Source organism: Neolewinella lacunae (assembly GCF_014349155.1).
Taxonomy (GTDB): domain Bacteria; phylum Bacteroidota; class Bacteroidia; order Chitinophagales; family Saprospiraceae; genus Neolewinella; species Neolewinella lacunae.
The window spans coordinates 1-22,324 of the sequence record NZ_JACSIT010000069.1 but is presented as its reverse complement, the minus strand read 5'-3'; the positions used below and the strand labels follow the sequence as shown (position 1 = coordinate 22,324).

Annotated in this window: 16 protein-coding genes; 7 read left to right on the top strand and 9 right to left on the bottom strand. The window is 58.8% G+C overall.

Going from position 1 to position 22,324, the window contains the following annotated elements; all coding sequences use genetic code 11:
* Nucleotides 1-45 precede the first annotated feature (45 nt).
* From H9S92_RS05615 to H9S92_RS05600, 4 genes are all read right to left on the bottom strand, one after another.
* The gene (locus H9S92_RS05615; RefSeq protein ID WP_187465737.1) at nucleotides 46-2,421 is read right to left on the bottom strand and encodes a hypothetical protein; all 2,376 of its coding nucleotides are present in this window, start codon (nucleotides 2,419-2,421) and stop codon (nucleotides 46-48) included.
* A gap of 66 nt (nucleotides 2,422-2,487) precedes the next feature.
* The gene (locus H9S92_RS05610; RefSeq protein ID WP_187465736.1) at nucleotides 2,488-3,501 is read right to left on the bottom strand and encodes a hypothetical protein; all 1,014 of its coding nucleotides are present in this window, start codon (nucleotides 3,499-3,501) and stop codon (nucleotides 2,488-2,490) included.
* Between the two features lie 171 nt (nucleotides 3,502-3,672).
* Nucleotides 3,673-4,659, bottom strand: a complete 987-nt coding sequence (locus tag H9S92_RS05605) for a M23 family metallopeptidase (protein ID WP_187465735.1) — start codon at nucleotides 4,657-4,659, stop codon at nucleotides 3,673-3,675.
* A gap of 359 nt (nucleotides 4,660-5,018) precedes the next feature.
* The gene (locus H9S92_RS05600) at nucleotides 5,019-6,029 is read right to left on the bottom strand and encodes a PorP/SprF family type IX secretion system membrane protein (RefSeq protein WP_187465734.1); all 1,011 of its coding nucleotides are present in this window, start codon (nucleotides 6,027-6,029) and stop codon (nucleotides 5,019-5,021) included.
* 324 nt (nucleotides 6,030-6,353) lie between these two features.
* On the opposite strand from H9S92_RS05600, the gene porU reads away from it, so the two are divergent.
* Nucleotides 6,354-10,265 carry a type IX secretion system sortase PorU gene (gene porU, locus H9S92_RS05595; RefSeq protein ID WP_187465733.1) on the top strand — a complete coding sequence of 1,304 codons (3,912 nt, stop codon included), beginning with the start codon at nucleotides 6,354-6,356 and terminating at the stop codon, nucleotides 10,263-10,265.
* Nucleotides 10,266-10,277: 12 nt separating this feature from the next.
* Here the strand turns inward: porU and H9S92_RS05590 are convergent, their stop codons facing one another.
* Complete coding sequence (locus H9S92_RS05590; RefSeq protein WP_187465732.1) at nucleotides 10,278-10,754, bottom strand: cytidine deaminase; 477 nt, start codon at nucleotides 10,752-10,754, stop codon at nucleotides 10,278-10,280.
* Between the two features lie 94 nt (nucleotides 10,755-10,848).
* Here H9S92_RS05590 and H9S92_RS05585 point away from each other — a divergent pair, with 94 nt between their 5' ends.
* The 5 genes from H9S92_RS05585 to H9S92_RS05565 all read left to right on the top strand — a co-directional run bounded on the left by H9S92_RS05585 (nucleotide 10,849) and on the right by H9S92_RS05565 (nucleotide 15,578).
* Entirely contained in the window at nucleotides 10,849-11,559 is a 711-nt protein-coding gene (locus H9S92_RS05585) for a DUF6090 family protein (protein ID WP_187465731.1), read from the top strand.
* Between the two features lie 197 nt (nucleotides 11,560-11,756).
* Nucleotides 11,757-12,992 (top strand): acyl-CoA dehydrogenase family protein, encoded by a 1,236-nt coding sequence (locus H9S92_RS05580; RefSeq protein WP_187465730.1) that lies wholly within the window; start codon nucleotides 11,757-11,759, stop codon nucleotides 12,990-12,992.
* Nucleotides 12,985-13,197 carry a hypothetical protein gene (locus H9S92_RS05575; protein WP_187465729.1) on the top strand — a complete coding sequence of 71 codons (213 nt, stop codon included), beginning with the start codon at nucleotides 12,985-12,987 and terminating at the stop codon, nucleotides 13,195-13,197. Before H9S92_RS05580 ends, H9S92_RS05575 begins: the two co-directional genes overlap by 8 nt.
* 12 nt (nucleotides 13,198-13,209) lie before the next feature.
* The gene (locus tag H9S92_RS05570) at nucleotides 13,210-14,556 is read left to right on the top strand and encodes an FG-GAP repeat domain-containing protein (protein ID WP_246463685.1); all 1,347 of its coding nucleotides are present in this window, start codon (nucleotides 13,210-13,212) and stop codon (nucleotides 14,554-14,556) included.
* 305 nt (nucleotides 14,557-14,861) lie between these two features.
* The gene (locus H9S92_RS05565) at nucleotides 14,862-15,578 is read left to right on the top strand and encodes a class I SAM-dependent methyltransferase (RefSeq protein ID WP_222935991.1); all 717 of its coding nucleotides are present in this window, start codon (nucleotides 14,862-14,864) and stop codon (nucleotides 15,576-15,578) included.
* Here H9S92_RS05565 and H9S92_RS05560 read toward each other — a convergent pair.
* The 3 genes from H9S92_RS05560 to H9S92_RS05550 form a co-directional block, all read right to left on the bottom strand.
* A complete protein-coding gene (locus tag H9S92_RS05560; protein ID WP_187465726.1) occupies nucleotides 15,563-16,888 on the bottom strand; it encodes an MATE family efflux transporter in 1,326 nt (441 codons plus the stop codon). The genes H9S92_RS05565 and H9S92_RS05560 overlap by 16 nt on opposite strands.
* Nucleotides 16,889-17,150: 262 nt before the next feature.
* Complete coding sequence (locus tag H9S92_RS05555) at nucleotides 17,151-18,485, bottom strand: saccharopine dehydrogenase C-terminal domain-containing protein (RefSeq protein WP_187465725.1); 1,335 nt, start codon at nucleotides 18,483-18,485, stop codon at nucleotides 17,151-17,153.
* A gap of 249 nt (nucleotides 18,486-18,734) precedes the next feature.
* Nucleotides 18,735-19,229, bottom strand: a complete 495-nt coding sequence (locus H9S92_RS05550) for an RNA polymerase sigma factor (RefSeq protein ID WP_187465724.1) — start codon at nucleotides 19,227-19,229, stop codon at nucleotides 18,735-18,737.
* A 258-nt stretch (nucleotides 19,230-19,487) separates the two neighbouring features.
* Here H9S92_RS05550 and H9S92_RS05545 point away from each other — a divergent pair, with 258 nt between their 5' ends.
* A complete protein-coding gene (locus H9S92_RS05545; RefSeq protein ID WP_187465723.1) occupies nucleotides 19,488-20,666 on the top strand; it encodes a PQQ-dependent sugar dehydrogenase in 1,179 nt (392 codons plus the stop codon).
* A gap of 232 nt (nucleotides 20,667-20,898) precedes the next feature.
* Here H9S92_RS05545 and H9S92_RS05540 read toward each other — a convergent pair whose 3' ends face one another.
* Nucleotides 20,899-22,155 carry an IS4 family transposase gene (locus tag H9S92_RS05540; protein WP_187465081.1) on the bottom strand — a complete coding sequence of 419 codons (1,257 nt, stop codon included), beginning with the start codon at nucleotides 22,153-22,155 and terminating at the stop codon, nucleotides 20,899-20,901.
* Nucleotides 22,156-22,324 lie beyond the last annotated feature (169 nt).

Genomic DNA, 22,324 nt, shown 5'->3' with positions numbered 1-22,324 from the left:
CGGGCGCAGGTGCCAGGTAAGGAACAAGGAGAAAAGCAATATCCCCTACATCACCGCCTTCACCCAGGAACACTGCCGCAGGGTTCGTTGGAAGAAGTCGGTTTTGGCAAATTTTCGGGCCACGGGCGCGAAGCTGGCGCGGTATTGTGCTTTTTGTTTAGCGGCCAGTTTTCCGTCGGCGTCGTAATACCAGTAACCGTTTTCCAACTCGGTAGCGCGCTGCCACCGGGAGAAGCCCACTGCCGCCCGCACGAAGGCGATCTCGGCGGCCAGCTCCGGGTTTTTCGCCGTGGCTTCGGCGCAATCCAGGTATTCATCCACGCGGCTGGCTTCGTAGACCAGGGCGAAGTCGGCCGGCGTATGCGGTACGGCAGCGTGCATCTCGGAACTGCCGGGCCAGGGCCGGACCTTGTCCGCTGGAGTTGAGGACTTGCCATAGCGGAGCATCATCCAGGCGGGGCCAAACTGACTCATGTTGTACCAGGCTTTGGCCAGGGACAGGCAGGCGGCGGCACCGGCGTCGCTGGGTTTATCCACGTTGGCCTGCAGGGTCAGCAGCTGGCGGATAAGCTCCGCTTTGCCCGGGAACTTCGCCGAGGGTTTCACCACGTCGCTGAGCGGTGAGGTTTTCAGGTACTCGGCAAAAGCGTAGTTGGTGGCGTACCAATCGGCGGGGATGGCGCTGAAATGTTCCAGGGCGGTAGCCAGGTCGTTGCGGCGCAGGGCCAGCGTACCGGCCAGGTCGCGCAGGGCGTTGGGGTCTACCTGGGCCTCGGGGTTGAGGAAGCGGGTCAGGGCGTTCTTCGGCCCCTCGCCGGCGGCGTACTGGATGACCCGACGCATGGTTTGGTCGGTAATGGGCCGGTCCAGGTAATCGATCAGGGCGTAGTACTCGGAGGCCCATTCGTAGCCGATGGGAAGATCGAGGGAACGCAGGTGCAGGAAGTAGGCCGTCACGGTATCTCCGGCGGCGGCGTACTGCTCGGCGGCAATACGGGCCAGGGCGGCAGCACGGTTGTGCTCGGGGTTCGCTTCCCAGTAATCATTCTCCTCTGCGGTGGCGGGCTTGAGGTGCTCCAGCAGCATGGGAAGGTTCTCGGCAAGGTACTTATCCTTTTCGCTCTGGCTGAGGCGCGGGCTCTGGATGGAGGCGAGGTAGCGGATGATGCTGACCTGAAAGCCGAGGGCATCGTCGCGTTGCTCGGTTCTTCGGACGTGTTTCAGCGCGGCATCGTAGTCTTCATCGAGCAGCGCCAGTTGGCCGCGCAGGACGTCGGCGAGGCGCGGATCCGGGGTATTCAGCTGGGCGAAAAAGGCCCGGACTTCTTTCACGTAGGCCCGGTCGCGGACTTCGCTTTCTGCCCGCAACTTGTCCCGTTCAGCCTCGTAATTTTCTCCCCACTCGGGATCGGAGAAATTGGACACTGCGGGGCCGATGCCCGTCAGGCGGTAGCTCAGCAGCCAGTCTTCCAGCTTATTGACTTCGCGGACGGCCAGCAGCGCCAGTACGGGGTTAGAAGGATCCAGGCGGTAAGCTTCGCGGAGGTATTCCAGGGCCGGGCCCTTGCGCTTGAGGGCGGCCAGGGCGTAGAGGTTGGCGCGTTCGGCGTCGTTGCGGGTGGCGGCGAGGTAATCGCGGGGATCCAGCTGATCGGGCGTACGCTGGTGGGCGGCGATGGCTTTTTCGGGAACGGCCCGGAAGGCGTTAGCCATTTCTACCACGTAGCGTCCTTCCTCATTCCATTGGCCAGCGAAGTGGAAGCGCGCCCAATCGGCCAGTACCCCCGGCTGGTTTTTGAAGTGGCGATTGAAGTAGGTCTCCATACTGGCGGCATCGTCAGCGTAGTAAGCCAGCAGGAGGAGCTGGTAGGCGTAGCGTGCTTTGAGGAAGGTGCCGTCTTTGGCTTTTTCGTAACCGGCCAGGGCAAGGGCGGGGTAATCGGTGGTGTCTTCGGCTTCTTCTTCGGGTTCGTCCCACCAGTTGTAGACGCGGTGGGGGACTTCGTAGCCTTTGGCCCACAGGGCGTAGTTGAGCAAGTCGGGGCGACGCTGGATGGCTACCCAGGCGGGGTTATTCTGGAATGCTTCGCCGGGGCGGCCGGCGGCAGCGGCTTGCCAGTCGGGCAGGCGGGTACCGTAGAGGATGCGCATTACGTCGTCTCCCGTCACACCGCCGCCGAGTTCCCTTGCCCAGTCCTCCACATTGCTCCTGCGGTCGCGCCCATCTTGTGCGTTTTCCCAGTGATTGAGCTGTTCTGAAGAGTAGAAAAAAGCCGAATACTCGCTGCCTGCGACGTAGGGATTGAGCAGGGCGATGCGGTATTGTTCCCCCAGCACGTAGTAGCCACAGGCGGCCAGGGGGCGGACGAAAAAGGAGGCAAAAAGCAGGAGGCCAAGCGTCAGCAGGGAGGAAGTGCGCATAATTTTTGGGAATAAGGCCTAAAAGTAAGGCAAGCGGGGGAGTAGCTGTTAGGCCAGCCGGCAAGATTATTTTTCGGTGGCCGCAAAGGTGCTTATCAACTCCGGCACCCGGTACTTTTCGATCAATTCCGGCTGCCAGTCGAAGAACAGCAGACTCCGGATTTCCGCCTTTTGCCGCAGCAGCGCGGTAGCTTCCAGGAGGGTGGCGTGATCCTGCGGACCGTCGTAGCGCAGGGCATCGCCGGCGCGCAGAAAAGTACCCGCCAGGGTCGTATCCCGCCGCAGCAGGTAGCGGCCCGGGGCGGTTGGCAGCAGGTAATTTTCGGTGCCCACCGGTGCATCGACCAGGCCCACCAGTTCTTCGTTGCGGAAGGCGGCCCCCCACTCGAAAAGGGGCAGGGCGGCGTCGAGCGGGAGGGGATAGGGCGGGGCTTTGAGGTAGCCCCGCAGCAGGGCCAGGTCAAAAATGGCGTTCGCGCTATGGGGGTCTCCTACGGGCAGGAAGTTGTAGCACATGAGCAGGCCGGAAGCAACGGGCGGAATGCCGTTTTCTTCCCTTTCCCGGTACTGATGGAGGCGGACCGTGACGCTGAGGTGGAGTCCGGGGCGTTGTTTTTGCAGTTCCCGCAGAAAGCTGAAGTAGGCATCGCGGGTGCTTGGCGTCCAGTCGCAGTCGATCTGCCACTCCGTAGCCCGCGCAAGTTCAGGATGGGCAGCGGAGAATTTTTGGATGCCCGCTGCGGTTTTTGCCGCCAGTGCCACGGGGTCAGGGTCGTAGGTAAAGACGCGATTGACGATGAATACCACCGGCGTGAGTTCCAGCTCCGCTACGTTGACGAGGTCGGCCGGGAGTTCCACGGGGCCCCGGGGCTGGGTGCTTTGGCTGCCGGGGTCCCAGTCGAGGTCAAACAGCCGCAGGTAGAGCCGCTCAAAGCCGACGCGTTGGGCCAGAGTCCGGTCAGCGGCTGTAAAAGCCCAGTTTGCCTTCCAGTAGTATACGCCGGCACCGGGCGGCGGATCATCCGTTGCGCAGGCACCGAGCAGCAGACCGAGCAGCAGCAGGCAAGAAGAGCGGGACATAGCAAAGCGTGGAGGGGGGAAGAAAAAAGGGGCGGACGCCTAGCGCCCGCCCCGAAAGCGTTTTGAGTGTAGTTTGAATCGCAATTGATTCAAGGTGCTCACAAAGTGGGTGTGTCTCCAGCCAGCCTTAGCGGCCAGGGGCCTGACGCAGGACGGAGACACTACCAGAATTTAGTGAGAGTCAAAGCTTTGGTTCGATTGTTGAGATGCGCGGACCAGCTCGGCGTACTCCGCCGTAGTCAGACCGTCGTAGCAGTACTGAATGGGGTCTACCTGGACGCCATTGAGGTGTACTTCGTAGTGCAGGTGATCGCCGGTACTCAGGCCGGTACTGCCTACTTTTCCGATGGTTTCTCCACGCTCAATCAGGGCACCGTTTTTCACCTTGATTTCGCTCATGTGGGCGTAGAGGGTCTCATACCCAAAACCATGGTCGATGATGACGCACTTGCCGTAGTGGCCTTTGTCTCCCGCCCAAACCACTTTTCCTTTCCCGGAGGCCTGGATGGGTGTGCCTTTGGCGCAGTTGAAGTCGATGCCGTAGTGCATCTTCTTCACCTTGTAGACGGGGTGAACCCGGTAACCGAAACCGGAAAGGTTATCGATGTGGCGGTTGTAGCGATCGCTGCGGATGGGTTTGATGCTGGGGATGGAGGCCAGCATCTCTTCCTTCTGGGTAGCCATTACGGTGATGGAATCCAGGGAGCGGCTTTGGAGGTCGAGCTGGTACTTGAAGCGATCCAGTTCCTGCTTGAGGGTGGCGATGTGCTCCCCGCTGCGGGGCAACTCCCGGAGGTCGGTGTACGCATCGTGGCCACCGCGGCCGCCCTGCCATACGTCCTGGTCGATGGGGTCCATGCCGAAGACGATCCGGTGGGCCGCAGCATCGCGTTCCTGGATGTTGTTGAGGACTGCCGACATTTCAGTCAGCTCCTTGCCAGCATTTTCGATTTGGCTGCGGAGGATGTCGTTTTCCTGAATCAACAGGCGCTCCGATGGGCTGGGCAGGTACCGGTGGACGATGAACATCATCATGAACGCCGTCAGGCCAACCGCACAGCAAAAAGCAGCAATTCTTAGTATCGTGTAACGGAGTGGTTCTACAACCCGATCGTACTGTAATGACTGGTGATTAAAGACGAATTTTTCGCGTCTCATATATTCAGAAACTTAGTCAAAAAATGACAACGGCGTAAACCCAATTGGTTTTCCACGTATTCAATCCCATGCCTCTTCACAGCTGGCCATTGTCTAGTTCCCATGAACTTTTGGGCCAAATGCCCTGGTTCACATCCGCTAAAGTATAGTCCGGAAACTAATGTTGATAGTTTAGGATAGAAAAAGTTATCAACAGTGTAGTTAAAATGCGAACATTTTATCCACATTCGGGCGTTTTTGCCTCAATTTAAGCAAATTGTGGACGTTAATTTTTTTGTGTTTATTTGTTTTTTTATATTTTTTAACAAACATAAAATTTAACGAACAATTCTTCGCAATTTCACGGGCCAACACGCAGTTTAGCGAAACATGCCAAAACAATCGTTATAGCGGTCTGCATTCCTTTTCCGTTGCAGTTCACGGCTGCCGGCCATATCGATGGTCAGCGACACTTCAAAGGTTGCGCCCAGTCCGCCCGGCACCGTGCGCAGCTGAGATACCACGGCGTCGTAACTGAAGCCCACCTTAAGTACGTCCTGCCGGAAAGCTACTGCGGCGATGAAGCCATCGGCATTCCCGAAGGCGTGGCGGTACCAGCCGCCGATGGCCAGTGGGCCGTAGCCGAAGTAAGTCCCCAGGTTGAGTTGCCGGAACTGGGCCTGGGAGGTGTACAGGAAATTGGGCGTGATGTAGGAAGGCCGCCGGGGGTTGCTGTAGCGCTTTACGTCGAACTGCGCGCCGCCGGTGATCGTCATCCGTTGGGGCCGGCCGGCGTAGAGGTTGTCGTTCAGCTCAATGAGGCTTTCGTCGGGGCGGTTCAGGTGCTCGAAGCTGACGCCCCCGTAGTACTGCTTGCCGTAGAGGACGACGCCTACGCCCAGGTCCGCCGAAGTTTTGGAGGCACTCGCCAGGGCTTCCATGGTGGCCCCGTTGGCCCCCACTACGGGGTCCAGGACATCCCCGAAGGTCAGGCGCTGAAAATCCAGGGCGGTACTCAGGATGCCCGCCGCCAGGCCAATGCGGGCGTGGAGGTCGCGGTTGAACTGCACATCATAACCATATACTATGGCCGCTTCGGTGTTTTGGTAGACGCCCTCCAGTTGCCGATCGGAAAGGAGGCGCACACCAAAACTCGAGTTGGTCCCCTCAATGGGCTGTTCATAGGCTGCGGCCATCGTGGTGAAGGCGCTGGGGTAGGCCGTGTGCTGGGCGCGGTAGTTCAGGCTCAGGCGCGGGGCGGAGCCGATGCCCACCAGCGCGGGGTTGAGCCGCAGGGGCGCTGCGTAAAACTGGGAGAAAACCGCATCCTGGGCGGCCGCGGGCACGGCCAGCGCCAACAACAACAGGGTAAATAGGGACCTACGGGGCATGGGAGACTTTCTGGGAATGCCTAAAGCTAAGCCTGGCACCTTGATTTGGCAAAATGCGGCCGGCCGATATTTGTCCTTTTGGGCAATTGCGGACATTTTGGGAGAGATAACGCCCACTTGTACTTCCAGCCACCCAGATTTCCTCGTGCGGCCAATCCTTGCCCCGTCCACTTTCCCCGGCACCTGCGGCCGCGCCCACTACCGCTGCGCCCTGAGGCCGTCGGCAACCGGACTTAAACCACCAACAAAAGCAGCAATTGCGGCCCGGAAGACAACGTTTTCCCCCGGCCATTGTATCTTACCCTTGCCCCTCCCCCGTTAATTATGCGCCAGTACTTTTTACTATTCCTGCTGACCGTTTTGTTTGCTCCGCTTGCCGCCCAACTCCGCCTGCAAGACGAGTTGCGGTGGAGCCCCGACCCCGTTACCGTGGAGTGGGAAGGCCTGCGGCAGGTGGAATTTTCGTTCACCACCGTGGCCAGTATGGGCGCGGCCGCAGGTGCGGTGGATGTCGCCTCACGGAATGCAGGGGACGTCAGCGCCCAGCCCACTTACCTGCGGACCTTCCCCGCCGCTCCGGGCCGCAGCTACGCCGTGGAGGTCATTTCCTCCCGGTTCGAGCCCTTCGCAGCCCCCGCTGGGGCGGGACCATTCCCGACGGAGTTCAGTTTCACCACCAGCGTGAGCCGGCAGCCGGAAGGTTACCTCGGCAAGGTCTCCGCACCGGCCATCATCCAAACCCCTACGGGACCCCAACGCCTCGTGTCTCTGGACATTCGGATCGTCCCCGCCGCTGCCGCCGCCCGCCCGCGGATGGAATTCGCCACCAATTCCGTCCTCCAATCCGGCACCTGGTTTAAGCTCACCGTAGCGCAGGGGGGCGTCCACAAAGTCACGCGGTCCTTCCTGACTGACCAGCTCGGCGTCAACCTCAGCGGCATCGACCCCCGCAACATTGCCCTCTTCGGTCATCCCGGCACCGGCAAGCTGCCCGAAACCGTCAACGAAGCCTTCCCCGATGACCTCACCGAGCTGCCCATCTTCATCGAGGGGGAGGCCGATGGCAGCTTCGATGGTAACGACTTCCTGCTCTTTCACGCCCACGGCCCCGACGCCCGCACCTACCATGCGGCCCAGGATCGCTTTGAGACCGTCAAAAACATCTACGCCACCACCAATACCTATTTCCTCCGCCTCGGCACCAGCCGTGGCCGCCGGATCAGTGACTTGTCCGCTGCCTCGGGCGGTAGCAGCACCACCAGTTACGACGCCCTTTACCGTTTTGAAGAAGACCGCTTCAACGTCCTGAACGAAATCGGGGGCAATTCCCATGGCTCTGGGCAGAGTTGGTTTGGCGATTTTTTTAAGGTGGCCCGGGAAAAGACCTACCCTGCCCTCTTCACCATTCCGGCGGCCGTGCCCGGTGAGCCGGCCGAACTCCGGGCCCGCATGGCCCTGCGGACCGACGCGAGCAGCCGCTTTTTCATCGACGTCAACGGGCAGCGCCTGCAGAGCAGCCAGGGCAGCACCGTCCGCTTCGGCCGCCAGGAACAGTTTGACGCCTACTATCCCGCTACCATCGTCGGGGAAGTCCCCATCAATGGCCCCGACTTCAGCCCCACCATCGACTATCCCTTCCCGGGCAACGCGGGCAACAGCGAAGCCTGGCTGGACTGGATCGAGCTCCGCGCCCGCCGGCAACTCAGTTTTGGCAACCTGAGCCAGTTTGATTTTCGGGATACCCGCTCCAGCGCTCAGGCTACGGTGACTTACAGTTTCAGTGATTTCCCCGCCGACGGCCGGGTGTGGCGCATTGACGGTGCGGATATTCGCCAGGCCAGCGTCAGCAACGGCAGCTTCAGCGCCCCGGCGGGCGGGCAGGTATTTGAGTACGTCGCCTTCCGCAGCGGCGCGACCTTGCTGGCGCCCACGGGTGGCAAGCGGGTAGAAAACCAAAACCTGCACGCCATCACCGGGGCCGATATGCTCATCGTGGTGCACCCCGACTTCCTCGTGCAGGCCACCGAGCTGGCCGAACACCGCCGCAGCCACAACGGCCTGAACACGGTGCTGGTAACGACCGAGCAGATCTACAACGAATTCAGCAGCGGGCGCGACGATGCCGCTGCCATCCGCAACTTTGCCCGGATGGTCTTCGAGCGCTCCCCTACCCTGCGCTATCTCTTGCTTTTTGGCGATGGCAGCTTCGACCACCGCAATGTGCTGGAGCTGGGCACCGCCTACATCCCCACCTACCAGCACGATGGCGAGCCTACCGAGGTGGGCAGTTTCCCTTCGGACGACTTCTTCGGCATCTTCACGCCCGCCAGCAATGGCCAGCCGCTGGAGCCCGATCTGAGCGTCTCGGTAGGCCGGCTGCCCGTTAAAACCAGCGACGAGGCGGTGCAGGTGGTCCGCAAACTCATCCGCTACGACACCGACCCCAGCACTTTGGGCGACTGGCGCAACCGCATGACCTTCGTGGGCGACGATGAAGACGGCGGTGTACACACCCGCGACGTCAATACTGTTGCCAACTCCGTCGCCGAACGCAAACCCGACCTCAACTTTGATAAGCTCTACTTCGACCTCTTCCCCCAGGAAAGCCTCTCCGCTGGCGATCGTTTCCCCGACATCACGGAAGGTCTCGACCGGGCCATCTTCCGGGGTGCGCTGGCCGTGACCTACCTCGGCCACGGTGGCCCGCGCGGCTGGGCCCAGGAACGCGTGCTGACCATCCCCCAGATCCGGAACTGGACGCGGCCGGCCAACTCTCCAGACCCCATCCAGCCGCCCGTGTTCATTACGGCCACCTGTACCTTTTCGAATTATGACGACGCTACCTTCGTCTCCGCCGGCGAAGAAGCGCTCCTCACCCCCAACGGCGGCGTGGTGGCGCTGCTGACCACCACCCGCCCCGTCTTTGCCAATCGGAACTTTACCCTGACCAACAACACCGTCCAGGCCATGCTCGACCGCCCCGACGGCAACTGGCGGAGTTTGGGAGACGTTATCCGCATCGCCAAAAACCAGATCTCCTCTCCCACCAACAGCAGCATCCTGAGCAGTGCAACGGAGAACGCCCGCAAGTTTACCCTGCTGGGCGACCCGGCCACCACGATTGCTTTTCCTACTTTTTCCGTCCGGACCACCCAGATTGACGACCTGCCCGTGGAAGAAAGCCGGCAGGACACCGTGCGCGCCCTCCAGAAGATGAAAATCAGCGGGGAAGTCACCGACCTGGAAGGCAACCTCCTGACCAATTTCAACGGCCAGGTTTTCCCAACCATTTACGATAAACCGCAGACGGTGACCACGCTGGCCCAGGATGCAACGAGTCCGCCCATCGACATCTCCGTGCAGCGCAGCATCGTTTTCCGGGGGCGGGCTACGGTAACGGGAGGCAAGTTCAGTTTTGAATTTGTGGTGCCCCGCGACATCAACTACGCCTTCGGAACCGGCAAAATCAGCTACTACGCCGCCGACCTGAGCCAGCGCATCGACGCTTCGGGATTTTACGACCGCCTCATCATTGGGGGTACGAACCCCAACGACATTGCTGACGACGAGGGCCCCACCGTCGAAGTGTTCATCGATTCTGAAGACTTCGTGGCGGGCGGGCAAACCGACAAAGACCCCCTGTTGTTGGTGAACCTCACGGACGACCTGGGCATCAACGTTACGGGCAGCAGCATTGGCCACGACCTGGAAGCCATCCTCGACGAAGACACCCGCAACAGCATCGTCCTCAATGAATATTACGAAGCCGAAGCCGACGATTTCCGGCGCGGAAAAGTGCGTTATCCGCTGTTCGATCTTGCCCCGGGCTTGCACACCGTCACCGTCCGGGCCTGGGACGTGGCCAACAACAGCGCCCAGGGCAAGACTGAGTTCATCGTAGCTGCCAACGCCCGCGACGCCTTAGAACGGGTTTTGAACTACCCCAACCCCTTCACCGATCGTACCTGCTTCCAGTTCGACCATACCCTGGTGGGACAGGAGGTGGAGGCCATTGTGCAGATCTATACCGTCAATGGCCGGCTGGTTAAAACCCTCACCAAGGCCTTCCCCTTCAGTGATGGCACGGTGCGCCGCGATGATTGCATTGAGTGGGACGGCCTGGATGAGTACGGAGACCAACTGGCCCGCGGGGTGTACCTCTACCAGGTAAGGTTGCGCGGCGACGGCGTTAACGTCATCGACGGCGAGCTGGAGAAGCTCGTAATTCTGAAGTAAGGCTGCCGGGGCTCAGAGCATTGCGCCCGAAAAGCCAAAAGGGAGGAGTTCGCCGGCCGATGCAAATACGTAGACGGGGCCGGTTTCTCCCCGCAGGATGAGTTGCATGGGTTTGCCGAAGCGGGTTTCGTGTTCGAGCAATTGTTGCCGGCAGGCACCACAGGGGCTGGCGGGACTGCCTACCACCTGTTGGGCAGACTTCACGGTGATGGCCATGCTCACCACGGCCATGCCCGGGCGCAGGCTGGCGGCGGCAGCCAGGGTGGCGGGCTCGGCGCAAAGGCACATGGGGTAACTCGCATTTTCCGTGTTCCAGCCCGTCACAACCGTTCCATCTTCGAGGCGGGCGGCGGCGGCGACCTTGAAGTTGGAGTACGGCGAATAGCTGTGGCCCAAAGCTGCCGTGGCCGCCGCCAGCAACTCCTGGTCGGGTGCCGGCAAGTCGGCAGCGCTGGAGAAAACGGCGTAGTGGATACGGTGGGTGGGCATGGCAGGATGGGGGCTTTTGCCCACAGGCAACGCCGGCACGGCAGGTGTGGTTTTGTTTCAGAGGAGAAGGGCTAACTTTAGCCAAAATACCACTATGTTTTCGAAACGTTTGCCGGGACCGGCCATGAAGCCGCGCCACTGGTTTTGGGAAATGGTGCTGGAAATAGTCATCATCATCATCGGTGTGCTGGTCTCGATCTGGATAAGCAACCTTTTCCAGCAAGGGCAAGACCGGCGCAAGGAAAACTTCTACCTCCAGAAAATTGAGTACGACCTGCAAAGGGATTTGAGCCAACTCAGCTCCGAGCGGCAGCAGCGGGCCGGGCAACTGCAGGCGGCCAAGGAAATGACGGCCGCCCTCCAAGCGGCTGGTTCCGGGGAAAACATCACCAAGGTAATCCAGGGCTTTCAGCAGCTGCTCGTGGCGGTCCGTTTCCGCCCTTCCGATGCGACCTTCATTTCCTTGAAGAGCACGGGAGACCTGGAGCTACTCCGCAACGATTCTCTGGTAACGGGCCTGATCGAACTGTACAGCAACAGCTTTGAGAGCCTGGAATTAAACAACGAGGACGTCAACACCTTCCGCAACAATTTCATCCTCCCCTACGCAGTGCAGCACCTTGATTTCCGGGTCCGGGTGATTGACGCATCGGTGCGGCTGGAGGAGGATTTCGGCCCGATGAACCAATTGTACAACCAGGCACTCTACGAAAGCATCAGTCTGGAATCCACCGTTGACGCTTATGACCAAAGCATCGCCGCGGTGGAGGAACTGCTGGGGATGCTGGGCAGGGAGCTGCGTTAAGGAACCTCCCCTGCTCCTCTGCCGGAAATGGGGACCTCGCTTCCCCGGCTTCCCGAACGCTTCCCCGGCACCTGCGGCCGCGCCCAAAGCACCGTAACGCTAAGCAAAAACCTGGCTTCCCTTGACAAAACGATGGTGAAGAGGTCGCTCCACGATGCCGCTGGTTGCGTATCTTTGCCCATCCAAACTAAGTTATCATGCCCACCACCACCAACCTGCGGGAAGTCACTACGAAGGCCGACTTTCACCAATCCGCCCGCGAAGACCGCTTTCAGTACCACGACTACCTGGGCGTGGATGACCTGCTGGAAGACGACCATAAGATGGCCCGCGCGGCGGTGCGCGACTGGGTGAAGAGCGAGGTGAGCCCCATCATTGAAGACGCGGCGATGCGCGGCAAATGCCCCACCCACCTCTTCAAGGGGCTGGCCGAGATTGGTGCTTTCGGCCCCAGCCTGCCCGTCGAATACGGCGGCGGGGGAATGGACGAGATTGCCTACGGCGTGATCATGCAGGAACTGGAACGCGGCGATAGCGGCATCCGCTCGATGGCCTCCGTGCAGGGCAGCCTGGTGATGTACCCCATCTACAAATACGCCAGCGAAGCCACCAAGAAAAAGTACCTCCCCAAGCTGGGCAGCGGCGAATTCATCGGTTGCTTCGGCCTGACGGAGCCCGACGCGGGCTCGAATCCCGGCTCCATGCTTACCAACGTGGTGGACGACGGCGATGCCTACATCCTCAACGGCGCAAAGATGTGGATCACCAACAGTCCCGTGGCCGACCTGGCCGTAGTTTGGGCCAAAGACGAAGAGGGCAAGGTGCGCGGCATGGTGGTGGAAGCGGGCTGGAAAGGCTTCAGCGCCCCCGAAATCCACGGCAAGTGGAGCCTGCGGGCTTCCGTTACCGGCGAGCTCGTCTTTGAAGACGTGCGCGTACCGAAAGAAAACGTTTTTCCCGACGTCAACAGCCTCCGTGGCCCGCTGAGCTGCCTGAGCAAAGCCCGCTACGGCATCGCCTGGGGAGCCATTGGGGCAGCGCTGGATTGCTACGACTCGGCCCTGCGCTACAGCCAGGAACGGGTGCAGTTTGATAAGCCCATCGGCAGCTTCCAGCTGACGCAGAAGAAACTGGCCGAGATGATCACGGAAATCTCCAAGGCCCAACTCCTGGCCTGGCGGCTCGGCACGCTGGCCAACCGCGGTGAGGCTACGCCAGCCCAGATCTCGATGGGCAAGCGCAACAACGTCAACATGGCCCTGCAGGTAGCCCGCGAAGCCCGCCAAATCCACGGCGGCATGGGCATCACCAGCGAATACCCCATCATGCGGCACATGGCCAACCTCGAGTCGGTAGTCACCTACGAAGGCACCCACGATATCCACCTCCTCATTACGGGGATGGACGTGACGGGATTCAATGCTTTTGGATAGGCAAGCCGGGCGGCGGGCCGGTACATGGCGGCAAGGCCTGGTGCTGCTGGGCATGGCCGGGCTGCTGTTGCTCATTGCGAGCCGCTGTGCGGAACGCCCTGCACCCCCACCCCACCCCGGCGCGGCCCTGGCCGAAAGCTACTGCGGGAATTGCCACCTGGTGCCCGACCCGGGAGACCTGCCCGTCCACATCTGGAAAGACTAGATTTTGCCCAAGATGGGTGCCTTCCTGGGCCAGTACGGCACCGTGCTCGGCCGCAGTCACTACCTCGTGGACGGCAAGACCAGCCGCTTTTTGGCCCCGCTTTACCCCGTGGAAGCCACGATTGACTCGGCGGACTGGGCGCTGCTCCAGGAATACTACCTGACGGCAGCCCCCGAGACTGCGCCGCTGACGCCCGATCCCCAGCCCGTCCGTAAAATGCAACAATTTACCGTGCGGCCCATCTACGCCGGTGCGGAGGAAAGTGACGCGCCCTACACTACCCTCATCAAATTTGATGCCGGGCGGGGGCAGATCGTGGTTGGCGCGGCGGGGCAGCAGGGCGGTCGGCTGCGGACCTTCAGCGGACAAGGAAAACTGCTTAGTTCGGAGCGCATGGGCTCGGCACCTTCGGACATCGACCTGGGTAACGGGCGGGTGCTGACCATGGGCAGCCTCATTCCCAACGATTTGCCCCGGGGGCAGGTCCTGCAGCCAGGGAAAGACAGTACGCTGGTGCTGCTCGATAGCCTGGCGCGCCCGGTAGAAATGCTGCGAATAGACCTGGACCGCGACGGGACGGAAGAATTGATTGTGGCGGAATTTGGCAACATGGCCGGTGGGCTCAATGTCTACCTGCCGGGGCCGGGCGGGAATTGGCAATTCGTCCGGAGCCTCCGCCAACGCTCCGGGGCCATCCGGCTGAAAAGGGTGGACCTGGACGGGGATGGCTGGGAAGACCTCGTGGCGCTGTTTGGGCAGGGAGATGAAGCGGTGGTGGCCTTTCTATCGCGGCCGGGAACCACGGAGACCAAGGTGGTGCTGCGCTTCCCGCCCAGCTACGGCTCTTCGGACCTGGAGATTGCCGACCTGAACGGGGACGGCCACCCCGACCTGGTGTGCACCAACGGTGACAATTTCGACTACCCTCCTTTCCCCAAGACTTACCACGGCATCCGGATCTACGAAAACGATGGTGCTGGAAATTTCAGCGAGGCCTTTTTCTTCCACTTCGACGGGGCTTACAACGTGGAGGCTGCTGACTTCGACGGCGATGGCGACATTGACCTCGCCGCACTGGCCTACTTCGTGCCCGATCACCTGCGGCCAACCCACAGTTTTGTTTACCTGGAGCACACCTGGAGCCTGCTGGGCAACTACGCCTTCCGACCCGCGGGTTTCCGCAAGGCCGATCACCTCCACTTTTTGACCATGGACCAGGGAGACGTGGACCAGGACGGCGATTCGGACCTTCTCATCGGCAACTTTGCCACCTACCTGCCCGACGGCGTAGTGCCCCAGGGTAGCGCGGTGGATACCCTACCGGCTTTTCTGATTTTAGAAAACCAGGGGGGGAAGTAAGGGGCAAGGTTATGAATGTGTGTTAGAAAGATAAGGACAGCTTCCTTCGGAAATTAATTAATCCATTTTTGATGTCATTTAGCCTGCACAGTATTTTGGTTTGCCCTAAGGACAGGTTGCCGCTGGAGTTTAATCCCAGCCTGCAACAGTTCATTTGCTTAAGCGAAGGAGCGACAAGGGCTTACAAGGTGGTGGACCAAATCCCAATCATGATGGACGAAACCAGGGCGGAAGCTCCCTCCGCCATCCACAGCGCCCAGGGTTCGGTATTCCATTACGTAGACCATTACGAAAAAGACGCCCGGGTGTTTGATTATTTCCAAACCCCGGAGGACCCTGCCACGGTGCACGAAAACCGGCGGCTGCACGAATTCATTTTAAGCAAAGTCCCCAGCAGCGTGGAATCCGTTCTGGACATTGGCTGCGGAAACGGCTGGGTGGCCCAACACTTCGCCAAGCGCGGCAAGCCTATTGTTTCCTTTGACATTTCGTTGGACAATATCCAGCGGGTTTTGAAAGACAATCCTTCCCCTACGCACTACGGCGTCAAGGGGGATGTCTTGGCCTTGCCCTTTCAGCGGGAGTCTTTTGATTTGATCATTTCCTCAGAAGTAATTGAACACGTCCCAGACACCGCTTCCTACCTGAGTAATATTACCAACGCACTTAAAAAAGGAGGGCGCGCCATCATTTCTACCCCCTACAACGAAAAGCTGCAGTATTCGCTGTGCATACATTGCAACCGCTCCACGCCCCTCCACGCGCACATCCATTCTTTCCGGGAAGATTCCATTGACCACGTAGTAAAGGCGATCCCTGGAGTATCCGTTCGTGCATTTACCATGTCGAACAAAGGGCTTCTTTTTTTAAGGACCCACAAATTTTTAAAATACCTGCCTTTTAGCATTTGGGGAGCAATCGATAAACTGGCCAATAGGCTGATCAATAAGCCAGCGCGGTTGATTTATGTTTTAGACAAGGACCTAAAATCGGCAAGTATGTCGTCTCAGAAAAGGACGTAGGCCACCATCAAGAGCAGGGAATAAACCGCAAAAGTCCTCACATCCACATACCTGGATAAGGAAATCTCCGCTTTTATTTTGAGGTAAACGATGAGCACAACCTTGTTCAGGATGTCGGCGATCACAGTAGAAACGACTACCCCCATCAACCCCATAAAAGGCACCAAGATTAGCGACAAAATAATATTACTCACCAACTCCGACAAGCTGAAGAGATAAAGCCGGCGCGTGAACCCAAAGGCCAAAACAACGGGCATGGGGAACAACAACCTACTCACGACTAGGAACAGGTACACCCGGAAAAGGGGCAAACTGTCTGCGAACACCTCCGTAAAAACGATGGTCCACCACCAGGGGGAGCTGAGCATCAGCAAGATGGCTCCGCTAAACACCCAGTGAAAAAGGCGGCGGGAACTGCTTTTCAGCAGGTCGAGGCCCGCCGAAATGTCTTCCGTCAGCCGCGGCAGGACGACGACCATCGTTCCATTGACCACGGCGGCCAGCAGCGGCAGCTCGCGCGCGCCGTAGCGGAAGATGGCAAATATCGCTTCGTCTCCCGCATACCAGTAATTCACGAACCAGGGGTCGAAGGCTGTAACGAGGGTGCCTGCGGACGCATAAAGGATGAGGGAATAGCTGGTGGTGAGCCAGGATTTTAACAAACCCGGGTCATGCTTTTCCAAGCGCCCGGGCTGCTGTTGGGGTATTTGCTGTTGCTGCCAGGCATCCCTCAGCCACCACAGCAATAAGACGAAGCCCTTGCCGCCGGAGAAGACGGCAAGGACCAAAAGCGCCTGCACCAAATTAGCTCCGTAATAAAGCGGGACCAGAATGGACAAGGCCAAGCCCAGCGCGGAAAGCCCGCTAAATACCGCCAGTGCGCTTGCCTTCCCCCGCACGACCAGCACCTGCTCGAAGAAAAGGCCGGGCCACTGCGCTAGCAAAAATAGAAAGAAGTATCCCCACCCCGGCGGAGCTTCCCCCAGCCGCAACAAGCGGAATAGGGGCTCATGTAACGCGGCGGCGACCAACAACAGCAAGGCGGAAAAACCCGCCACCCCACCGATGGCCAGCCGAGAAAACTGCTGGGCTTCGGCGGGCCGCGTCAGCCGCACGTTGAGCAAGTAGCCCTGCAGCAAGCCCGTCAGCCACCCAAAACTGATGATGTAGCCCAAGAACAACAAACTTTCCCACTGCCCGATCACCTCCCGACCTATCCCCAGCCGCGGCAGCACCAGCGCCACACCGATCAGGGCAGCCTGCCGGGCAACTTGCGCAAACTGACCGGCACGGATGAGGGATTTAGACATAGGGAAAGAGCAATAAAGCCAGTGAGAGCAGCGAACGCCAAGGGAGACCCCTGAGTAACGTCAGGTTGGAGGTATGCGACGTAGATATTCGCTGATTTTCAGATGCTTAGATCGCAATGGTTTTTTAGTACTGTAGTTTTATAGTTCGGTAGTAAGGTATTGTCCACTACAGAACTACAAAACTACAGAACTATAGTCCTCTGCCTCCTAAAGGCTATTGAAGACCAATTATTTGTGATTATTGCAAGGGCTCAACCTCCCCTTAAATGAGCTGGGTCTCGTGGGTCAACTCCATCCCATACTCCTTCATTTCTTCCAAAACCGGTTCGTACACCTCCCGCATGGTGGGGATGTGGACGCCCGTAGCTTTGATCATGCCCTGGCTGATGAGGCGGGTGAAGATGCCCATCGGCAAGCCAACCAGGCGCGACATGGCTGTGTCTTCTGCGTTCTCGCCCTTCATCGTCAGGTTGGAAACGTCACGGTATTTTTTGCCGTCCAGCTCGTATTCGATCTGGTGCTGCATCACGATGAGGTCTTTGTCTTTCGGGCCCAGTTTCCACTTTTCCAGGAGGAGGTCTTCCAGGATCAGGGCCGGGGTGGCGTCGGGCAGGTTGATCTTTTTCTTGCGGAAGAGCCCGAGCCAGTTGAGGCGCTCCATGGCTTCGCCATTGACGTCGATTTTGAGCATCTGCGCGATGCGGTCCCTGACCGAGCCGGGGCCCGAAGGTGCGAGGGCCTCCATTAGCTCGTGATAGGTGATCTTGTCGCTGTCCAGAATCGGGAAGTCGGCGTTGGTCAGGCCGATGCGCACCAGGGCGCTCCAGGCGGCGCAGAAGCCGGGGTAGCGGAGGGTGCCGCGCAGGATGGTGGGGATATCGTGCAAGCCATACTGGTGGCGGTAGAGGAGGCTATCGCGGTTGGCGTAGGCCTCGAACTTGCCCAGGCCCGGCACCTCTACGTCCCAGGTCGTCCGGAACAGGCGCTGGTAGGGCAGAAACTTGAGCTTGCCGTTGTAGAGGTACTGGGCGGTACCCTGGCCCGCCAGTACGACGTTGCGGGGGTTCCAGGTGAATTTATAGCCCCAGGGGTTGTCGTTGTTCTCCGGTGCCACCAGGCCGCCGGTGAAGGAATAAAATGCCGTGATCTTCCCGCCCTTTTCCCGGATTTCGTTGATCCGCTGCATCGCCGTCATGTGGTCAATGCCGGGGTCGAGGCCCATCTCGCCCATGAAAATCAACTCGCGGTTGCGGGCCTCGTCGCCCAGCCGGTAGAGTTCCTGGCTGACGTAACTGGCCGTGATGAGGTGCTTTTTGAGGCGGATGCAGTCCTGTGCCACCTCAATGTGCAGGTGTGCGGGGAGGAGGGAAACGACAATGTCGGCCCGGTCAATGAGGTCCCGGCGGTCGTTCGTCTTCGTCACGTCCAGCCAGGCAGCGTGCCCCCGGGGGTGGTCTTTAATTTTAGCCGCAGCCGCCGAGGGGTCGGCATCAGCAACGGTCACCGACCAGCCGAGTTCCGTACTTTTTTGCAGCGCGTAATTGATCAGCGCCGACGAAGAGCGTCCGGCACCAATAATGAGTATTCTTGCAGACATTGGCCTTTACTTGTAGGGAAGGCAAAGGTACTGCGCCGCTGAGTAAGGGAGTAAGGGGGGAAAGGAGTAAAGGGGGAAAGGAGTAAAGGGGGAAAGGAGTAAAGGGGAAAGGAATAAAGGTCGACTCCTTCTCCCTGACCCCGGCAGGGGTTAGTGCCCCTCATTGCCCTTACTGCCTTATTGGTTCAAAAAAAGTCTGCGCAGCAGGCAAAAACCCAATGGCTCAAAAAAGGTCCATCATTTTCAATCCTACCGCGCAATTTTCTCGCGCAGCATGTTCCGTGCCGTCCACACCCGGCTTTTGGCCGTGCCGATGGGGACTTCCGTCAGCGTGGCGATGTCTTTGTACTTCAGGCCATTGAAGTGCAGGAGGAAGGCGCGGCGGTAAATCTCGGGCAAAGACTCTACCTGGGCCATAATTTCCTCGGCGCCTAGGCTGCTCTCCGCCGGGTTGGGGGTGCTGATCTGGTTCGACCAGTTGCTGGCCAGCGGCTGCTCATCGGTGATCTCCTGCCGGCGCTTGCCCTTGCGGTAACCCGTGATGAATACGTTGCGGATGATGGTCTTGACCCAGGCCTGGAGGTTGGTACCCCGCGTAAAACGCTCGTGGTTTTTCAAAATCAGGTAGATGGCCTCCTGCAGCAAATCGGCAGCTTGCTCTTCGTCCCGCGTCAGCGTGAGCGCATAGGGGCGGTATTCGGGGTAAAAACGGTGGCTGATGTGCTGGATTTCCTGGTGGGTCACGGCAAAAAACTTTAATTTGCTGCAAAAAAGGGGTGGGCGCGGCCGCAGGTGCAAGGAGATTTCGGCGAACAGTCGTTTTTCACCGATGAACCGTCAGTGGGTCTGCTGCTTATGACTTTTCGGTGACGCGACGGCCGAGCCGGGGGTAAGTTGCCAAAGCCGTTACTGCCTTTCTTCCCTTTCCGGCGAACTAAATGCCGAAAGCAGCGTATCTTGACATCAGGGCACTACTGGCCCCCACCACCACACTCCAAGAGCATGCGCATTTTATCCCTCCTTTTCTTCCTCTTCTTCCTCGCCGCCTGCAGTGGCCCCACGGAAACCACCGTCTCTGCCTCCGCCGATGGCCCCGACCGGGCGAGCGCCGCTGCCGACGGCGGTATGATCCTCACCCCCAGCGCCATCCAGCCCGTGACGGTATTCACCTACGAAGACATCATCTGGGGCTTCTGCTGGCTTCCCGACGGCCGTATCCTGGCCACCGATAAAGCCGGGAAACTCCTGGTCATCAACGAACAGGGCCAGGCCACCCCGGTAGGCAGCGGTGTACCCACCGTCCGCGACCACGGCCAGGGCGGTTTGATGGACGTCCTTTTGGACCGCGACTTCGCCAACAACCGCCTGGTCTACCTCTCCTATTCCATGCCCGGTGCCAATGACAGTGGCGTAGCCGCTACCGCCGTTGGCCGTGGCCGCCTCAGCGACGACGCCACGGCCCTCGAAAACTTCACCGTCCTCTACGCAATGGACGATAAAACCGACAAGGGCCAACACTACGGCAGCCGCCTGGCCTGGGGACCGAACGACGGGCACCTCTACTTCACCATCGGCGACCGCGGCGACCGCGACAACAACCCCCAGGATACCACCCGCGACGGCGGCAAAGTTTACCGCATCGCCGCCGATGGCTCCATCCCCGCCGATAACCCCTTCGTCGATTATCCCAAGGCCAAAACCGCCATCTTCTCCTACGGCCACCGCAACCCCCAAAGCCTCACCTTCCACCCCGAAACGGGTGAACTCTGGGAAACCGAGCACGGCCCCCGCGGCGGCGACGAAATCAACATCATCGAAAAAGGCAAAAACTACGGCTGGCCCGTCATTTCCTACGGCATCAACTACAACGGTACCCAGTTTACCGATAAGGTAGCCCAGGATGGCATGGAGCAACCCCTGCACTACTGGGTACCGAGCATCGCCCCCAGCGGCATGGCCTTCGTCACCGGAGACCGGTACCCGGGCTGGAAGGGCGATCTGCTCGTCGGCAGCCTGAAATTCATGCGCCTGCAACACGTTCAACTCAACGGCAAAGAAGTCGTCGGCGAACAAAAACTGATCAATAACCTCGGCCGCGTCCGCGACGTCCGCATGGGCCCCGATGACTACATCTACGCCAGCGTCGAAGGCGAAGGCATCGTACGGCTGGAGGTACAGTAAGCACTGCTGTACTTAACGTGAGGTTGAGCCCTTGCAAGAATATCCGTTCAAAGAGTGGGGGCGGGGCTATGTCTACTTGTGTGTGAATTGAGGGAAATGGACCAGTTACTTTTCAATGGAGGCTTCTAGAGTCCTAATATGGATTTCCAGTGGGTTGTAAGACCCCTCCCCCGTCCCCTCCCCATGTGGGCTACTCTCCCTACACAAGTTTTGGGGCAAAAATCATTAGAAATTAGGGTGATATTTGACTGTAGATCAATTTAAACCCTTCGAGTCGTTGCTTGAAAATCTTTAGCCCGCTAAGCAATGTGATCACGCCTGGGGGTCTCACGTTGATGTTTCTTGGTGTCCAGCCTCCTAGTCGGGCGATAATCCATACAGCCCAAGCAATACTATTGGTAGGGTTCTGGTTGGCCTGGCTAGCCGTACGTCCTTCCAGTTTAGGGAGCAATGCTTTTAGCAAGAGGAGTTCTACATTATCAAAGACGAGCCTGGCACTATCTGAAACGGTTAGTGTTCGACCTTGTCGCAACGCCAGCACCTTGATTGCCTCCCCGTAAACCAAGTAGATTAGTCGTTTGAGTGCCATTCCACTACTAAATTGACTTTTCTCCAGCTCGAACCCCTGACTTTTAGTGAGGCGAAAGAAGTCCTCTATCCACCAACGCTTGACGTACCACTCGACAGCTTGAAGTGCCTGCACCAAGTTTGTTACCTCATGAGTAGTGTACAGATACCAGTGGAGAGGTTCTTCCCCTTCGGCCCTTTCCCCCGCTTCTATCTCTTTGACTTCTATGGCCTGTATGGAAATTGTAGCTGGATGATCTTTTTTCAGCCGATGTAAACTAGAAGGACAAACAACTTCTACAGTTGACCACCTGATGGTCATCTGGGCGGTGCGGTCGCACCGTTTTTTATTGCCCTTGATTTCCAACTCGTACTCCCCTTGCCAGGGCTGGTCGTCCAGATAGGCATGAAGCAACTGTCCATTGGCTAATTTACGGTTTTGTGCACTTCTGATCAACAACTTAACCCGGCTATCAAAGGGGTGGGCGAAGAGCTCATACATATCGGCTTCCCGGTCAGCAATGGCTGTAAAGTTTTTCACCTTTGGCATCTTGGCCACACTATCCTCTATTGACTTGATCCAACGGTAAGAATGCTTTTCGGTGATGGGCTGCTTGGTATAACCCCTGTTTGCTTTCAGTTCCCGATCCTCTGGCAACTGGTAGATTGCTAAGTCGGTAATCCCAAACGGAATCCCCGTTGCCTCATCGAAGCCCAAGGTCGGATGCACGAACAGACCCAGCGAACGGTTATCCCCCAGAACGCCAATATCGGCATCATCCGCCGAAAACCGCCCTCGGTGTGCCTCGAAGTTGTACTGCGTGGTGTCTTGAACCAACACGACATGATCCAAGTCTTGCAAGTGACAAGGTGCTGAGAGTAACTCTCCCAAGTCTTCCAGCGTGACATTTTCATTGTTCATAAACCGTTCTGTGGCTACTTGCTCGGCCTTGTTCGAGCCGAAGCGGTTTACAACGCATGTCAGGCTCAGACGGATCAGCGAGCTGATCTTGTCAAATCTTTTTTTAAACGAATCTCCATGAGGTAAATATGCGATGTTTTAACGAATAAACTTGTGTAGGGAGAGTAGC

Excerpts from the sequence above, each read along its gene's own strand:
- H9S92_RS05585 (WP_187465731.1), top strand. The coding sequence starts at position 10,849 with ATGTTTTCGAAACGTTTGCCGGGACCGGCCATGAAGCCGCGCCACTGG.
- H9S92_RS05590 (WP_187465732.1), bottom strand. The coding sequence starts at position 10,754 with ATGCCCACCCACCGTATCCACTACGCCGTTTTCTCCAGCGCTGCCGAC.
- H9S92_RS05560 (WP_187465726.1), bottom strand. The coding sequence starts at position 16,888 with ATGTCTAAATCCCTCATCCGTGCCGGTCAGTTTGCGCAAGTTGCCCGG.
- H9S92_RS05580 (WP_187465730.1), top strand. The coding sequence starts at position 11,757 with ATGCCCACCACCACCAACCTGCGGGAAGTCACTACGAAGGCCGACTTT.
- H9S92_RS05540 (WP_187465081.1), bottom strand. The coding sequence starts at position 22,155 with ATGAACAATGAAAATGTCACGCTGGAAGACTTGGGAGAGTTACTCTCA.
- H9S92_RS05555 (WP_187465725.1), bottom strand. The coding sequence starts at position 18,485 with ATGTCTGCAAGAATACTCATTATTGGTGCCGGACGCTCTTCGTCGGCG.
- H9S92_RS05545 (WP_187465723.1), top strand. The coding sequence starts at position 19,488 with ATGCGCATTTTATCCCTCCTTTTCTTCCTCTTCTTCCTCGCCGCCTGC.
- H9S92_RS05600 (WP_187465734.1), bottom strand. The coding sequence starts at position 6,029 with ATGCCCCGTAGGTCCCTATTTACCCTGTTGTTGTTGGCGCTGGCCGTG.
- H9S92_RS05615 (WP_187465737.1), bottom strand. The coding sequence starts at position 2,421 with ATGCGCACTTCCTCCCTGCTGACGCTTGGCCTCCTGCTTTTTGCCTCC.
- porU (WP_187465733.1), top strand. The coding sequence starts at position 6,354 with ATGCGCCAGTACTTTTTACTATTCCTGCTGACCGTTTTGTTTGCTCCG.
- H9S92_RS05570 (WP_246463685.1), top strand. The coding sequence starts at position 13,210 with ATGGGTGCCTTCCTGGGCCAGTACGGCACCGTGCTCGGCCGCAGTCAC.
- H9S92_RS05610 (WP_187465736.1), bottom strand. The coding sequence starts at position 3,501 with ATGTCCCGCTCTTCTTGCCTGCTGCTGCTCGGTCTGCTGCTCGGTGCC.
- H9S92_RS05605 (WP_187465735.1), bottom strand. The coding sequence starts at position 4,659 with ATGAGACGCGAAAAATTCGTCTTTAATCACCAGTCATTACAGTACGAT.